The sequence below is a fragment of the Isoptericola jiangsuensis genome, assembly GCF_002563715.1.
Classification (GTDB): Bacteria; Actinomycetota; Actinomycetes; order Actinomycetales; family Cellulomonadaceae; genus Isoptericola; species Isoptericola jiangsuensis.
Genome location: NZ_PDJJ01000001.1, coordinates 3,939,354 through 3,954,411 on the forward strand (window position 1 = coordinate 3,939,354; position 15,058 = coordinate 3,954,411).

General features: G+C 74.5%; 10 protein-coding genes and 1 riboswitch. Of the genes, 1 reads left to right on the forward strand and 9 read right to left on the reverse strand.

All coding sequences use genetic code 11. From position 1 onward, the window contains the following. Positions 1-9: 9 nt before the first annotated feature. From ATJ88_RS18945 to ATJ88_RS17580, 6 genes are all read right to left on the reverse strand, one after another. Positions 10-3,015 (reverse strand): hypothetical protein, encoded by a 3,006-nt coding sequence (locus tag ATJ88_RS18945; RefSeq protein WP_141538724.1) that lies wholly within the window; start codon positions 3,013-3,015, stop codon positions 10-12. After that, positions 3,012-6,350 carry a tubulin-like doman-containing protein gene (locus ATJ88_RS17560; protein WP_098464946.1) on the reverse strand — a complete coding sequence of 1,113 codons (3,339 nt, stop codon included), beginning with the start codon at positions 6,348-6,350 and terminating at the stop codon, positions 3,012-3,014. Before ATJ88_RS17560 ends, ATJ88_RS18945 begins: the two co-directional genes overlap by 4 nt. A gap of 57 nt (positions 6,351-6,407) precedes the next feature. Further along, entirely contained in the window at positions 6,408-9,221 is a 2,814-nt protein-coding gene (locus ATJ88_RS17565; protein ID WP_141538725.1) for a VWA domain-containing protein, read from the reverse strand. Continuing rightward, a complete protein-coding gene (locus ATJ88_RS17570) occupies positions 9,218-9,592 on the reverse strand; it encodes a hypothetical protein (protein ID WP_141538726.1) in 375 nt (124 codons plus the stop codon). The genes ATJ88_RS17565 and ATJ88_RS17570 overlap by 4 nt, the downstream gene beginning before the upstream one ends. Before the next feature lie 303 nt (positions 9,593-9,895). Then, positions 9,896-10,651 carry a vWA domain-containing protein gene (locus ATJ88_RS17575; protein WP_211287540.1) on the reverse strand — a complete coding sequence of 252 codons (756 nt, stop codon included), beginning with the start codon at positions 10,649-10,651 and terminating at the stop codon, positions 9,896-9,898. Positions 10,652-10,680: 29 nt separating this feature from the next. Beyond that, entirely contained in the window at positions 10,681-11,061 is a 381-nt protein-coding gene (locus ATJ88_RS17580) for a hypothetical protein (protein ID WP_098464949.1), read from the reverse strand. Between the two features lie 124 nt (positions 11,062-11,185). Between ATJ88_RS17580 and ATJ88_RS17585 the strand changes: the two genes are divergently transcribed. After that, the gene (locus ATJ88_RS17585) at positions 11,186-11,899 is read left to right on the forward strand and encodes a DUF6308 family protein (protein ID WP_098464950.1); all 714 of its coding nucleotides are present in this window, start codon (positions 11,186-11,188) and stop codon (positions 11,897-11,899) included. 12 nt (positions 11,900-11,911) lie between these two features. Here ATJ88_RS17585 and ATJ88_RS17590 read toward each other — a convergent pair whose 3' ends face one another. The 3 genes from ATJ88_RS17590 to ATJ88_RS17600 form a co-directional block, all read right to left on the reverse strand. Next, positions 11,912-13,588 carry a nuclease-related domain-containing DEAD/DEAH box helicase gene (locus ATJ88_RS17590; protein WP_098465458.1) on the reverse strand — a complete coding sequence of 559 codons (1,677 nt, stop codon included), beginning with the start codon at positions 13,586-13,588 and terminating at the stop codon, positions 11,912-11,914. Positions 13,589-13,650: 62 nt separating this feature from the next. Beyond that, positions 13,651-14,265 carry a hypothetical protein gene (locus tag ATJ88_RS17595; protein ID WP_141538728.1) on the reverse strand — a complete coding sequence of 205 codons (615 nt, stop codon included), beginning with the start codon at positions 14,263-14,265 and terminating at the stop codon, positions 13,651-13,653. A 60-nt stretch (positions 14,266-14,325) separates the two neighbouring features. Further along, a riboswitch (SAM riboswitch) is annotated at positions 14,326-14,443 on the reverse strand. A gap of 106 nt (positions 14,444-14,549) precedes the next feature. After that, complete coding sequence (locus ATJ88_RS17600) at positions 14,550-15,038, reverse strand: helix-hairpin-helix domain-containing protein (protein WP_098464952.1); 489 nt, start codon at positions 15,036-15,038, stop codon at positions 14,550-14,552. Positions 15,039-15,058: the final 20 nt, after the last annotated feature.

The following is a 15,058-nucleotide window of genomic DNA, read 5'->3' on the forward strand; positions in this document are numbered from 1 at the left end:
CCACCGGGTTCAGTGGAAGATCGGCGCGTCGGCCGTGACCGGGCGGGACGCCACGGTGACGGGTTCGACGGGCGCCTCGTCGGCCACCTCGTCGGACGTGTCCGTGTCCGGGGCGAACAGCAGGAGGTCTCCGGCGTCGAGCCGGCGGGACACGTCGACGCGGACGGCGACGTCGGTGGTCGAGCGCCGCTGCACCACGCCCTCGGGGGCGACCTGGCCGCCGACGACCTGCGGCAGCCAGACCGCGGATCGTTCGACGTAGTGCTTGCGGGTCTGCCGGGCGGACGACACGAAGTTCCCGGCGACGAACGCGGTGGACCGTCCGGCGGCGGCCCGGTAGTAGTCGGGTTCGAGTGCGAGGTCGCCGTCGCCGTGGCTGCCGAGGCGTCCGACCTGGCGGGTGGGGAGGCTGATGAGCTCTTCGTGGACGGCTTCGCGGAGCTCGGCCACGGCCTTCGCGGTGAGGACCTCGGCGGCGGCGCCGGACGTCCAGAACTCGGTGAACAGGCTCCGTGGACCGTACTGGCTGGCGACGGTGTCGAGGTCGGGGGCGATGAAGCCGCCCTCGTCCTCGCGTGCCTGTGCGGCCTGGTGGGCGTCGTAGGCGTCGTCGAAGCACTGGCGCGCCCATCCGACGGGGTGCAGTCGCTGGACGGCGGTGACGACGGTCGCCGGGGTGATGTCGTCCTCGTCGGCGGTCCGGGCGACGGCGAACGCGGCGGGGAACGTGTCGACCGCGTCGTCGTCGAGGGTGCTGACCGTGGGGACGACGGTGCCGCGCGGGTGGTGCAGGACCCAGCCGACGACGGTCGCCCAGTCGACGAGGGTGGAGTAGAGCTGACCGAGGCGTGCCGCTTCCCGCCCGTAGTAGACGACGTCCTCCGACGCTTGCCGGCGGCGGTCGGCGACGGTCTGCACGTCCCACGCGTAGGCGCGGGTGGCCTGGTAGTAGCGGTGGTTGGCGACACCGACGAGCAGGAGGGTGACGAGCACCGTGCCGCCGACCCAGCCGACCCAGTCGAGAACGCGTTCCGGCTGCCCGTCGAACCGCAGCCACAGGACGGCGACGGCGAGGACGACGAGACCGGCGAGCAGCAGGACCCGCCAGCGCGCGACCAGGCGTTCCTGGGCGGCGACGAGCGCCTCGTGGGGCGGGACGTCGACGCCGAGCCCTTCGCGGGCGCGGGCGTGCTGCTCGGCGTACTGGTCGCGGCGTCCGGCGACGTCGTCGAGCAGGCGCCACAGCACGGACGACTCTGCGGTGCCACGCCACCCGAGGAAGCGGTCGCGTTCGCAACGGGCTGCGTCGTGCGCGAGCACGATGCCGTCGCGGGCGCGTTCGGCGGCCTCGTGCTCGGACCGGGCGGCGGCGAGGGCCGCGCCGCGGGCGGCGATCTCGGCGACGACGTCGGGTTCCGGCTTGCGGCCCCGCTTCTTCGCAGGGCGCGACTTCCCGCCGTTCGGCGCAGCGTCCGGTTCGGTGGGCGCGTCGGGCGTGTCCGTCGCGGCGTCGTCGGACGCCTCGGTGCCGGGGTCGGTCGACTTGTCGGGGTCCGGGGGCGCCTGGGTCGCCTCGAGCGCCTGCCGGGTGCGCGCGACCTCGCGCTCGGCCTCGTCGAGCGCGGTGCCCCACTGGGCGACGACGGCGTCGAGGCGCGCCTCGACGCGGCGGCCGACGGTGGGGTCGGTCGGGGTGATGGTGTCGCCGTCGACGTCGAACGTGTCGGTCGGGTCGGGCACCACGCGGTCGGCGGTGAGGATCTCCCGCTTCCCGGCGTAGCGGGGCGTGGGGACGTCGGCGGGCAGGTCGCCGCCGTCGACCGCGGCGAACGCCACGGTGCGCAGCTCTCCCCAGGAGCGCGGGTCGGGGACGGCGACGGACGTCGCCTCGCGTTCGAGCTCGTCGCGGCGGGCCCGCTCGTCGACGTCCTGGAGGTAGTCGGCGACGGCGCCCTTGATGGCGTCGGGTCGGCCGGGGCGCAGCCGCAGCACGGTGTCTCCGCCGCCGCCGACGACGGTGTGCGTGGCACTGTCCTCGAAGCGGGCGATGCGCTTGCCGACGACCCAGCGGGGCACGGCCCCGAAGGTGGTCGCGTTGAAGCGGGCCGCTTCCGCGACTCCTTCGAGGACGCCGGAGCGGCGACGGTCGGCCCGGTCGACCCGCGGCGGTCCCGCCGAGCCCCACGGTGCGGCCTGCACGAGGTGCTTGGTGAGGTCGTCGACGATCCGGTCGGGGTCGACGGCGAGGCGCGCCCACTCCACGAAGGCGGCGGCACCCTGTGGTTCGGCGGCCACGGCCTGGAGGGTCCTGGCGGCCAGCCGGGACTCGAGGTCCTCGCCCACGACGGCACGGACGTGGACCCGCACCACCTCGACCTCGCGGCCGTTCGCGGTCGACTGCGGCGGCGCGAGCACCTCGAACACGCCCGCATCGACGCCGGCGAGTGCGCCGCCGCACACCACCATCGCGGTGGCGGCGTGCCCGACGGCGTTGCCCGGTGAGCGGACGAAGACGTTGGACCGGTCGACGTCGGGGCGGTCCTCCGCGGAGACGACGACGTTGACGTCCCACCCGTCGGCGATCGCCTCGCGGGGGACGCCGGAGGCGCCGCTGACGGGGGCGAGCAGGTTGATGCGCAGGAGCGCGGTGGAGTGGCCGCCCTCCTCGGTGGCCTGCGGCAGGGCGTCCTGCAGGGCGTCGGCGACGTGCTGGGCGGCGGTGAGCAGGGCGGGGTCGAAGGGGCCGTCGAGGGTGAGAACCTGCGCGACGACGATCCGCACGGTGCTCAAGTGACGCCGACCGACGATCCGGAAGAGGTCGTCCTCGGCCCGGGACCGCTGCGCGACGAGCTCGGCGTCGACGCGCGGCGGTCCGGCGGTCCCGACGTGGACGCCGGACGGCGTGACCCACACCGACGGCACGACGAGCCCTTCGTCGGCCCAGCGGGCGACGGTCTCCTGGAGCGCGCTGCCGCGAGCGTCGTCCCCGACGACGAAGACGGTGAGGTCGCTCATGCCCACACCGTCGTCCCGGCCGGGGCGGCGTCGAGGGCCTCGACGGCGCGGTGGAGGTCACCGAGCGCGGCGAGGATCTGGTGGCGCAGGTCGTAGGTGGGCGGGAACTCCAGGGCTTCGCTGCGGCGGGCGATCTCGGCGAAGTGGCCCTCGTAGGAGGCGCGCAGCGCGTCGAGGCGGTCGAGGACCTGCTTCTTGCGGCCTTCGGCGTCGCCTGTCGGGGCGGGGGCGTCGGGGCGGCGGTTCTCGCCGTGCAGCACCCACCGCTTGAGCTCGACGCTGAGGTCCTCCTCGTCGCCGGCGACGCCGCCGGCACCGCCGAGGACGACGAGGCGGGTGTACGGCAGGATCGGCTGGAGCGACTCCTGGCTGTTGACGTCGACGAGGGCGAGGACGATCGACTCCAGGACGACGGCGAGGCCTTCCGGGCCGTCGACGGCGAGGTTGCGCAGGGTCGGCGAGGGGAACGGGAGGTGCTTGCCCCCGACGCCGGTCTCCTCCGGCACGTAGACGGTCGCGGCGCCGTCGCCGAGCGTGAGGTGCTTGAGGGTGCCGGCGACGAACCAGCCTCGGATCATGGCGTCGAGGACCTCCGGGGACAGCGGGAGGAACTCGTGCAGCGGGCGGGCGCGGCGCCAGCGCCAGAACTCGGCGCGGGAGTCCGCAGCCTTGTTCTTGGCACCCCAGTCGCTGGCGATCGGCCGCATGAGCGAGTCGAACACGACTGGCTCGTAGGGCGCGCCGAGGTGCGTGAAGACGTCGATGAAGCCGCCGTTGCCGTCCGTGTAGGACTTCTCGATGTCGTCGGACCACTGGTCGCGCGACTCGAGGACGCGACGGAAGACGGACCGGCCCGGGGACTTGTCGGGCAGGGGGATCTCGCCGAACTTGTTGAGGTGGCGGGCGGAGTGCTGCCCGTGCACCTGCACGAGGACGCCGGGGTTGATGGAGACGAGGGGTTCGGCGGCCTGGAGGGCGGCGCCGAGCTGGTTCTCGAACCGCTGGAGGCGGGCGGCGTGCTCGGCGGGCGAGACGCGTGCCGGGTCGAGGTGGTCGCGCAGCCCCTCGGCCATGTAGGCGCCGACGCGCGTGCCCTCCTTGGTGAGCCACTGGCCCGCCCGGGCGAGCAGGTCGCCCTGGCCCGCGGCGAGGCTGAACGCGGCGCGGGCGGGGACCGACGCGGCGGACGGGGCGAGCCGGTGGTCCTTCGGGACCCACGACGTCGTCCGGCGCACGAGGTGCTGGCCGGTGCCGTCGATCTCGTCGACGCCGAGCATCACCTGGAGCTCCGCGTCGCGGCGGGCGTCGAGCGGGTCCTGCGAGCCCGTGGTGCGCTGCACCAGGTCCGCGAGGATCGCCGGGTAGTCGTCGGGCGCGTCGAGGAGGAACTCGTTCGGCGCGGGACGCAGGCGCACGGGGATGACGTCGCCCTCGGGCCACAGCGACACGGGCGAGCCCTGCTCGTCGCGTTCCTGGCCGAGCTTCTCGTGGGCGTACCGGACGGCGGTGGCGAGAGGTTCGACGACGCCGGCCACCAGGTCGGGCACCAGCTCGACGGCCATCTCGCGCAGCTCCGCCTCGGCGCGCAGCCACAGGGAGCGCACCGCCGCCTTGACGGCGGTCGAGACCACCTCGGACGCCGCCAGGACGAGACCGCTCTTCTCGTCCGCGAGCGCCTCGCGCACAGGGGTTGCGACGTCGGTGGCCCAGCGGTGGTACTTCGCGGCCTCCTGCTGGAGCTCGTCGCGGACGAGGTCGAGCTCGGTGGCGACGCGGCGCAGCACCTGCTCGGTGACGGCGGCGCCGCTGAGCGCGACCTGCTGCGCGGTCACGGTGCCGAGGCGGTCCTGGACGGTGGTGACCCACTCGCGCCCGCGGGCGTGGCGGGCCGCGGTGGCCGCATCGAGGTACTCGGTGGAGCGGTCGCTCACCGTACCGATGACCTGGTCGCGCACCCACTCGGGCTTCTCGCCCTTGGGGGACATCTCCCCGCGGATCCGCTGGGTGATCTGTGCCGCGAGCGCCAGGCCGTCCTCCTTCAGCGTCTCGGGGCGCAGGGCGTCGACGATGTCGTTGCGGTCCTCGCCCCGTTCGTCGAGGGCGGCCCGGCTGAGGAACCCGGGCAGCACCTCTTCGGCGAGGTCGCGGACGAGCTGCTTCTCGGTGCGGTCGTCGTCGTGGGCGCGCCGCTTCTCGTGCTCGCGGGTGATGCGCTCGACGACGGTGCGGGCGAGGTGCTCGGAGGCGTAGTCGGCGAACCGGTCGCGGCCGAGGCCGACGCGCGCGGAGCCGATGGCGGAGAACGGCGTCTCCGTGCCGGCGCTGTGCAGGGGCAGCTTGTCCGGCATGGACGACGCGGCGGACGCCCAGTTGCCCTGGAGGAACGCGGTGAAGCTGTCCTGGAGCGCGGCGGACGCCACCCAGGAGGCGATGGAGCGGCCCATGGCGCGGTAGATGTCGTTCTGGGTGCGGTAGGTGACGCTGGAGTTCCGGGCGCCGACGAGGAACGGGTAGCGGGGGCCGCTGCGGCGGTCGGACCCACCGAGGGTGACGCCGTAGCGGGCGAACAGCTCGGTGGTCGCCTCGGACGGGCCGAGGGAGTTCCAGTAGCCGTTGAGGAGTTCGGCGAGCGTGGCCAGCGAGTTCGGGCGTACGCCGCGGCGGGCCTCGTCGGGCAGGTAGTCGAACACGTCGGGGGCGTAGAGGAAACCGACGGACTCGTCGGCCCACTTGTCCGCGAAGGAGCGGATCGCGTCGCAGACGTCGATGACGGCACCGGCGCCGGACCCGCCCGCGATGGAGGAGACGACGATGACGGTGGGGTCCGCGGCGACGGACGACGTCGTCCCGCCGAGCAGGCGGGACACGTCGGCGAGCTCGCCTGCGACCTCGGCTCCGGTCAGGGCACGGCGGGCGCCGTTGAGGGCGTCGCTGATCCGGTCGAGCCCGGCGACGGCGATGATGCGGCCCAGGGTGCGGTACTGCCCGGCGCCCTTCGAGGCGGGCACGTTGACCTTGTTCGGGTCCGGGCGCCACGTGGCGACGGCGTCGCGCAGCCGTTCCCCCGGGGTCTGGAGCAGCGCGGAGTCGATGGTCCGGTAGTCCAGCCCGGTCGACACCAGGCCCTTGTAGTCCCGTGCGGGGAGCTGCGCGGGCAGGTCGCGGTCGTTGCCGTCGGCGTGCGTGGGCACGTCCACGTGCACGAACTGCCACGCCTGCGGCAGGTCGCCGGTCCATCCGGCCTGGGCGAGCCGACGCTGGAGGTCTTCGCGGATCACGCGCAGCGTCTTGCCGCCGGAGCCGCCGACGCCGACGAGGAGGAACGGTCGCAGCACGGGCTGGCCCTTTCGTGGGAGGGGTGAAGTGCGGTGGGCGAGGTCGCCCGGGTGCCGTCAGCCGAAGGCGGGCGGCGGACCGTCGTCGGACGACGTCGGCGTGGAGGGCTGGGAGGCGGGCGGCGGGTCCCGACGGTCCCGGGACGGCGGATCGTCCCAGGACGTGGGGCGGGTGCGCCCGCGACGCGACGGCGACGACGGGGAGCCGTCGCCGAAGGAGGGCGGACCGTCGCCGAAGGACGGAGGGCCTGTGTCGGCCGGGCGTGCACCGGTCACCAGGTCGGGGACCGCCGGGTCCGTCGTCGCGGTGGTGGCGGGCGCCTCGGACGCGGACGACGGCCGGCGGTCCGCGCGGCGCAGGCGGCCGGGGCGGGGGCTGCGGCCGGCTGGGGCGCTCCCGCGTTCCCGGGCGGCGAACGCAGCACGGGCGGCCTCGACGATCTCCGGCCACTGCGTGTACGACGTCAGGTCCGCGGTCCACCGGGCGATCGGCCCGCCGACGCTGCCGTGACGTGCGGGCACCAGCAGGACCAGGTCGGCGTCGAGGCCGTCCGAGGTCTCCGGGGTTCGCTCGGCCGGGGGCTGCAGCAGGAGGTACAGGTGACCCGTGCCGGGAAACCGCACCGGCGCGGCACTCCCCTTCTCGTCCAGGACGTGGCTCGGGGTACCCACACCGGTCAGCACCAACTGGCCGTGAGCTCGGACGCGGCCCTGCATCGGCAGGAGCGGGACGATCGGCGCCGTCCGGTCGAACACCAGCCCCGCCACCTCGAAGCGCGAGGTGACTGCCGGGACCCCGGCACGTCGGAAGTCGTCGGGGGTGATCAGGAGGTCGCCGTCACGACGGCGCACGCCACCCGCGTCGATCCGGACTTGGACCCGCGCGTAGCGCAGGTCGTCGCCGAGCCGGTAGCGGTCGGCCAGGCGCCGACCGGTCTCTGCGGTGGCCCACGCCAGCCCGACCGCGCCGACCAACAGCGCGATGAGGATCAGCCAGCGCTTCCCCTCGTCGACGGGCCGGAACATCGAACCGGACACCGGGACCTCGAGCGTGATCTCCTCACCGCCGTTCGCGCCGGTCACCGTCACCGGCAGCGTCCCTGACAAGGACCCGTCGGCCACGCTCTCGGCGGTGACGGTTACCGGGACGGACACCGTGGCGCCCGCAGGGATCACGACGCACCCGCCGGGCGCGGCGCCGTCGTCGACGCCGAGGTCGATCCGGCCCGCCTGCACCGGGCCGTCGATCGCCGCACTGCCGAAGCACGCGCTTGTCTCGCCGTCGGCAGGCCCGGACAGGTCGAACGCTGCCGTGGTCGGTTCGTCCGCGGGCATACGGGGCAGGTCGAGCCGCGTCGGGGTGATGGTCGGGTAGGTCGCCGGCAGGACGGTCGGGACGCCGACGACGGCCACGACGGGGCCGAGCGGGACGCGATGGGGGGCGCTGACCGCGACCGCCGTGACGGCGACCTCGACCTCCGCGGGCACCGAGTCCGCCGGCACAATGACGGGCACCGTGTAGGTGCCGTCGTCCTGGGGCGTCGCGGGGACGGTCTCGCCGTCGACGGTCACCGTCAGGCCGACGGGGTCGGCGAACAGCGACGGCGGCGCGACCGTCCCGTCGAGGCTGTGGACGGTCAGGGCGAGCGTGTTCTCCTCACCGATGACCAGCCCGTCGGCGTCCTCGATGGACACGACCTCGACGCTCGCGCCCCACCGGTGGTAGAGGTCGACGACGGTCCCGGAGTCCCCGTCAAGCAGCCAGTCGCCGGCCCCAGCCGGACCGGGCGTCACGTCGGTGACGAACAGGCCGTCGTTCTCCGTCGTGGAGATGCTGCTGCCGCTGGTTCCGCCAGACCCCCGGGTCAGCTCGTGGGTGCTCCCGTCCGGTGCGGTGAGCCGCATCGGGGCGCCGCCCGCTTCCACCTCGTGGACGATGCGGAACGAGCCGACGGCGGCGTCGGCGTGGACGACGACGGGGCAGTCAAGGGGGCAGGCGAGCGCTCCGCCGTCACTCGGCGTGAAGCCCTCCATGAGCGCGCCCGCGCCGCTGAACAGACGGCGCAGGGCGCTCGGCTGGTCGGCGCGCAAGTAGGCGCCACCGACCGCACCGTCGGGGACCGGAAGGGTGCCGCAGGTCACGCCCTTCCCCTCGCCCTCGGCGACGGCGCGCAGCTGGTGACGGTTCCGGGGCGTCACCGTGTCGTCGCCCTGGGCGAACAGGGCTAGCGCGATGACGGTGGTGCCGCTGGAGCGGATGCCGTCGACGATCCCGCCGGGCCGGCAGAGCTCCTTGCGGGCGTCCTCATCGGCCGGGTCGGCACCGTCCGCACCGACGTCGAGCTTGCCGTCGGTGAACCAGAGCACGGCGGAGCACGAGTCGCCGTCGACCTGCGCCTGGCGTGCGGCGATCGACGCCTGCGTCTCGTGCAGCGCCTCGCGGTAGTCGGTGTGCTGCGCCTCCTTGCGCGAGGGCAGCTCGTCGCGGATCGCCTGGCGCACCCGCTGCCCGTGCTCGCCGGACGGGGAGCCCCAGCCGACGAGGCGGGTGTGCTGCTCCCCGAACACGGCGAGCTCGACGTCGACGTCGGCTCCGGAGGCCTCGAGCGCGGCGAGCGTGTCCACGGCGACCTCGACCGCGCCGACCCGTTCGTCCGCGGGGTCCGTCGACTTCAGGCTGGCAGACTCGTCGACGACGATCGACGCGACGAGCCGGTCGGTCCCGGCGACGCACGCCGACAGCTCGGCGAAGGCGTCCGCCCCGGCGTCGCTCAGGGTGGCGGCACCCGCCGGGAGGGTGCCGACCGGCACGGCGGCGAGGGCGAGCAGCACGGCCGTGACGACCACGCCCGCGCGTCGGGTGCGGCTCACCACTTGGCCAGCTCTGTCGCGAGGGCGAACGCGCTTCCGATTCCGGTGCACACACCGAGCCACAGCGCGACCGTGGACACCTGGCCCCAGACCGGTCGGGGCCGGAACTCGGGATGCTGTCGGGCTCGGGAGTCGGCGGCGCGCTGGACGCTCCACAGGGCGGTGGCGACCAGCGCCCCGGACACGTAGCCGACCGCGCCGTAGACGACGGTTGACGTCCGCCCGTCGGAGAGGAACGCGGCGAGGCACGCCCCGGCGGCGAGGAGCGCGACGAGCGCGGCACAGACCGCTGGGAACCGTGGCGCGGGGGGCGCCGGGTCCCTCGTCGTCGTACCGAGGTCCGTCGTGGACACCGGAAGGTCGAAACTCACGTGATCCTCCATCAGCCGCAGCGCGCGATCCCCTCCTTGCCGCCGCGCTCCGCAGATTATGAATGGATCCGGACCTTCGTTAGGCCTCGCGCACGCCTCCTGATCGTTTCACTTCACGTGAGCATCATGCGCAAACAAAGGATAAGCATGCGAGGAGTCATGACGAACTTGCCCGAATCGTCCGGTTGCCCCCGGAGAGGGCTGGCGTCCTGCGCCACGCCAACCCCGACTCATGAAAACGCATTGACCGTTTTCACCCGGACGAAACGCCAGCCGTGGCAGCCTCCTCGCCCGCTCGACCTCTCACACCCTGGGGTCGCGGCCCCGCGGCGCGACCTCCGGCCGCAGCGCCCGCCCCCGCGGCACGCCCGAGCTGGTGGTGGTGCGCGGCGCCGGGACGTCGGGTCCGGCGGCGGCGGTGCGTTCGGCGTCGGAGTAGACGGCGTGGAGGTCGCGGGCGGCGGCGGGTGCGGCGCCGGCGGCGACGGCTCCGCGCATGTCGGTCATGGCGCGGGAGGTGGCGGCGTAGGCGGCGCGGACGTTCCCGGTGGAGTACGTCATGGAGCGCGACTGGGGGATGCCGACGGAGGCGCCGACCTCGATGGCGTCCTGGTTGGCGCCCATGTAGAGGAAGGTCCAGCCGTCGATCTCCTCGCGTTCGGTGACGAGGGCCTTGACGGCGGCGTGGGTGTATTCGGTGGAGGCGTTCTCGTGGCCGTCGGTCATGATGCCGACGACGACGTTGGCGGGGCGCTGGTCCTCGGGGAGGCGGGCGATGCGGTCGGCGGTGGTGTGGACGACGCGGCCGATGGAGTCGAGGAGGGCGGTGCGTCCGCGGGGCTGGAGGTCGAGGGGCGGGACGTCGGCGATGTCGCGGTCGACGTAGACCTCGTCGTAGCGGTCGTCGAACTGGGCGAGGGTGACGCGGCAGCGGCCGGTGGTGTCGCGCTGCTCGGTGAGGAACGCGTCGAACCCTTCCTGGGTGGCGGCCTTGATGGACTGCATGGAGCCGGAGCGGTCGAGGAGCATGACGAGGTGGGTGAGGGTGGCGTCGGCCATGGTGGCGTCCTTTCGTGGCGGCGTGCGGGTCAGTGGCGGCGGCGGAACCGAAGGGGTTCGACGGCGGGGGGTTCGGTGGGCGGCGGGGTGCCGCGTTCGCGGTCGTAGCGGGCGCGGGTGACGCCGTCGGCGGTGACGCGGCCGGTGTCGGTGGCGTAGGCGCCGAGGGTGGCGGTGCGGCCGAGGCGGGGCGGGACGGTGTTGGGGGCGATGCCGGCGTGCTCGGCGACGGCGCGCAGGGAGGCGCCGTCGAGGACGGCTTCGGCCATGGCTTCGTCGAGGGCGGTGTCGAGGAGGGCGCGGGCTCGGGCGAGGGGTTCGACGGCGTGCCCGGGCGCGGCGGTCGCGGCCTCGTCGAGCGCGGCGCGGGCGGCGTCGAGGCGGGGGCGGTCCTGGGAGGGCGTCGTCATGACGACCACACTACGCGCAGTAACTGCACACGCGCATCTGTTGAGCAGACTTTCACCCCGCGCTGCCCGAGGTTCACCCGGTTCGTCCACCGCCCGGCGGATAACGGTTTCATAGAGTCCCGTCATGCACTCCGGTGACGACGCCGACCCCGCTCCGCAGCCCTTCCGCGCACGACCCGGCCGCACCCCGAGGCCCCTCCCCCGACGCCCCCTCGCCCCCGTGCCGGCCATCCTCGGCCGCTCTCGCCGCGACGAGGCGGTCCGCCACCTCCGGTGCTACTTCGACACCGTGACCGACGGCTCCGGATGGACCGGGAGCCGCTTCGAACGGTTCCGCGGCGGCGGTGACGCCGTCGACGTGGCCGACACGTTCACCGCCGACGACCTCGTCGCCGTCACCCTCCTGTCCGTGCAGGTGCCGCCGCGCAGCGCGCTCTGGCTGCTGGAGGACCGCGCGGCCGAGTTCGCGGAGCTCCTCGCCGCGGTCCCCCGCGACCTCGACCTCGTCGACGTCGACCCCGTCGACATCCACCCGGACTGGCCGGCCTGGCGCCTGTGGACGGCCCTGACCCGGCTCCACGGCGTCGGCTGGGTCACCGCCGGCAAGCTCCTGGCTCGCAAGCGGCCACGCCTCGCCCCCGTCTACGACTCCGTCGTGCGGGGCGCGGTCGCCCCCACCGGCTCCTTCTGGGCGTGGCTCGCCGCCGCGCTCCGCGCCGACGACCGGGCGCTGCACCGCCACCTGCTCTCGCTGCGCGACGAGGCCGCCATCGGACCGGACGTCTCCGCGCTGCGGGTGTTCGACGTCGTCGTGTGGATGGAGCACCGCTACGGGTGACGGCGGGCCCCGTCAGCCCGCGCCCACGGCCGTCCACACCTCCGCCTTGGCGAGCCGCCGGCGCACGCCCTCCCCGCCGACCTCCTCGATCCACGACCGGTCCCCCACGACGACCAGCAGCGTCCGCGCCCGCGACAGCCCCGTGTACAGCATCTCGCGCACCCGGGCGGCGTCCCGCACCCCGTTGACGGCGAGGACGACGACCTGCCGCTCCAGGCCCTTGAAGCCGAGGACGTGCCCGTAGAACACGTCGGTCCCGGCGAAGAAGTCGTCCCAGTACGCGTCGTGCCCGGACGTCCCGACGACGTTCACCTGCTCCGGGTGACGCCGCCCCGTCGCGAGGAGCGCCACCTGGCCGGGCTCCCACCCTTCGTCGAGGAGCGCCTCGACGGCGTCGTCGGCCGCCTCCACGGCCCGCTCGGCGGGCACGTCCACGATCCGCACGGGCGCGCCGTCGAGGCCCCGCGGCTTGACGACGTCGGGCGACAGCGCCCCGAAGACCTGGGCGATCTGCTTCGTGGAGCGCAGGTTCTCGTCGAGGGTCACCGGCACGAGGTCGATGGGCGCCTGCCCGTCGCGCGGGAAGACGCGCTGCGCGTCGTCGAGGAACACGTGCAGCCCGCCGTGCTCGGGGTCGCGCAGGCAGCGCAGCAGGGACGGCCACCACAGGTCGCCGAAGTCCTGCGCCTCGTCGACGACGACGGTGTCGAACAGGTCGGCGTGGTCGCGTTCCCCGGCGAGCCGGCCGAGCTCGAGGGGCAGGTCCCGCTCCCAGTAGTCGGGGTCGTCGTCCCGACCGCCGGTGGCGCCCCAGGCGCGCGGCAGGTCGTGGAACAGCCCGACCCAGGCCGGTCGCTCCCGGGCGGGCCAGGTCGCGGTGATGCGCTCGAAGTACCGCCCCAGGCCGCGCGAGCAGCACAGCAGCGCCACCCGCTCCCCGGCCCGGGTGCGACGTCGGGCCTGCTCCAGCGCGAGGTACGTCTTGCCGGACCCGGCACCGCCCACGACCCGCAGCCTCGGCGCCTTGCCCAGCAGGTCGAGGACGCGGGACTGGTCGCGGGTCATCTGCTCGAGCCGGGTCTCGTGCTCGAACGCGCGGGCCAGGTGCTCGGACTGGCCGGGGAGACCACCGACCAGCGACCCGGCGAGCTCGTCCGCCCCGGCGTCGTCGAGGCAGTGATGACCCTGCCCGTGCCGCTCGATCGCACGCTTGACCCGGGCGGCCACCTCACCGGGCGTCTCCAGGTCGCCGCGGTCGACGAGCATGTCGCGCGGCAGGTCGAGGGTCGACCACGTGGACGGCACGTACCGGTGCGGGAACGCGACCAGGTGCGCGGTGCGGGCCGTCGCCGCCAGGTCCCCGCGCTCGCGCAGGAGCGCCTGGAGGGCGTGGCGCGCGCCCTGCACCTGCACGACCGGGTCGATGCGGTGCCGCGCGTCCCCGCTGCCCTGGCACCAGGCGCCGTCGACGCGGTCGACGTACCCGCCCTTGACCTCGATCGCCGCGACCCCGACACCGGGCCACGCCACCAGCACGTCGATCTCGTACTCCTGGCAGCCCTCCTGCAGGTGGACACCGTGGAACACGGCCGCCCCGTCGGGCAGCGCGGCCACCAGGGCCTCCCACACCGCCCGCTCGGCCCCGCCGTCGTCGGGGAAGCGGGGGTCGGGAGGAAAGGTGCGCACCATGCCCATGTCGTACCGGATCCGCGTGCCCGCGTCACGCGTCCGCCGGGGAACGGCCGCCGCCGTCACCGGATTTCACCCGGGTCGCGGGCGAGGTCGCTCGACGGGTGCACGGCCCGCACCCACGCCAGGTGCCGACGCCGGTGCTCGGCCGCGTCCCACGGACGACGCCGCCAGTCGTCGAACCAGGCGAAGCGGACCGTCCGCTCGCGCACCACGGTGACGAACCCGTCCCGCGTGGGCACCGCGCCCCAGTAGGGCGCGTGGTCGTCGAGGACGAACACCGGCAGACCGGCCGCCACCGCGGCCGTCCACAGGTCCCCGAGGGCGAGCGTCGCGTGGGCGGTCGTGCGACGCGTCAGCCCCTCCCCCTGGACGGTCGTGACCAGCGGGTCGAGGCCGCGGGCGACGGCCACCTCCCGGTCGAGGCGCAGGCAGTCCTCGCAGACGTGCCGCTGCGCGTCCTTGAAACTGCGCAGGGGCACGGTGGTGCGCAGGCACACCTGGCACAGCCGCACGGACCGCACCTCCGCCCGGCAGACACGTCGGGACCGTGGCCGCTGCACCCCCGTGTGGACCGGACAGACGAGCTCGCCCAGCGAGCTGAGGGCGGTGCGGCACGGGTCGTCGGCGTCGACCTCGTGGACGGTGCCGTGCGGGGTGCGGAACGTGAAGGACATGCCGGGCTCCCGGTCCAGGGCCGTCCCGCACGACGCACCGCGGCGCACCGGGCGAGGTCGACCTCGCTCTTCCCTGCGCCGGGCGGCGCGGGGCCGGTCTTCCTCCTGGGGCACCGTGCGCGAGGGGCGCGGTTGCCGGACCGGCACGCGGAGGGCGTGTTGCCGGTCGCTCGTGACCTGGGCAGATGTCTACCCGACGGATGCCGGGCAGGGCAACTCGGCCACGTGGGCGCGCACCTGCGGTGTCCGTCACCGCCGCCGGGTCACCGCTGCGCGCCTGAGGTTCAGCCGATCGCCTCGCGCAGCAGGCGCACGGCCCGCGGTCCGACGCCGTGCAGCGCCAGCAGGTCGCCGTCGGATCGTGCCGCGACCGCCGCGAGCGTCGTGATCCCGGCGCCCACGAGCGCCCGGGTCGCCGGCCGCCCGATGTCAGCCGGCAGGTCGCCGACCGACCCCGGTGCGGCCGAGTCCGCCGCGACCACCGTCTCGACGAGCTCGGGCGGTGCGCACGCCAGCCAGGCGCGCCGCACCCAGTGGTCGAGCTGCTGCCCGTCGAGGTCGTCGAGGTCCACGGCCACGCCGCCGGGCGACTCCTCGGCGCCGTCGATCTCCCGGAGCAGCGTCTCGGCGTCCGCGGCGTCGAGCGCGAGCTGGACCCCGAGGCCCGGCACGTCCGAGACGAACACGACGTCGTGCACCCGGAAGGCGCCCTCGGACTCGACGACGTCGGGCAGCGCGAGGGCGGCCTGGCGGAGCTGCTTCTCGGCGGTCATGCGTCCACGCTCGCACGGAC

Bases quoted from the DNA above. Each gene is read 5' to 3' on its own strand.
- ATJ88_RS17575 (WP_211287540.1), bottom strand. From the start codon at position 10,651: ATGGCCGACGCCACCCTCACCCACCTCGTCATGCTCCTCGACCGCTCC.
- ATJ88_RS17580 (WP_098464949.1), bottom strand. From the start codon at position 11,061: ATGACGACGCCCTCCCAGGACCGCCCCCGCCTCGACGCCGCCCGCGCC.
- ATJ88_RS17590 (WP_098465458.1), bottom strand. From the start codon at position 13,588: ATGGTGCGCACCTTTCCTCCCGACCCCCGCTTCCCCGACGACGGCGGG.
- ATJ88_RS17585 (WP_098464950.1), top strand. From the start codon at position 11,186: ATGCACTCCGGTGACGACGCCGACCCCGCTCCGCAGCCCTTCCGCGCA.
- ATJ88_RS17600 (WP_098464952.1), bottom strand. From the start codon at position 15,038: ATGACCGCCGAGAAGCAGCTCCGCCAGGCCGCCCTCGCGCTGCCCGAC.
- ATJ88_RS18945 (WP_141538724.1), bottom strand. From the start codon at position 3,015: ATGAGCGACCTCACCGTCTTCGTCGTCGGGGACGACGCTCGCGGCAGC.
- ATJ88_RS17595 (WP_141538728.1), bottom strand. From the start codon at position 14,265: ATGTCCTTCACGTTCCGCACCCCGCACGGCACCGTCCACGAGGTCGAC.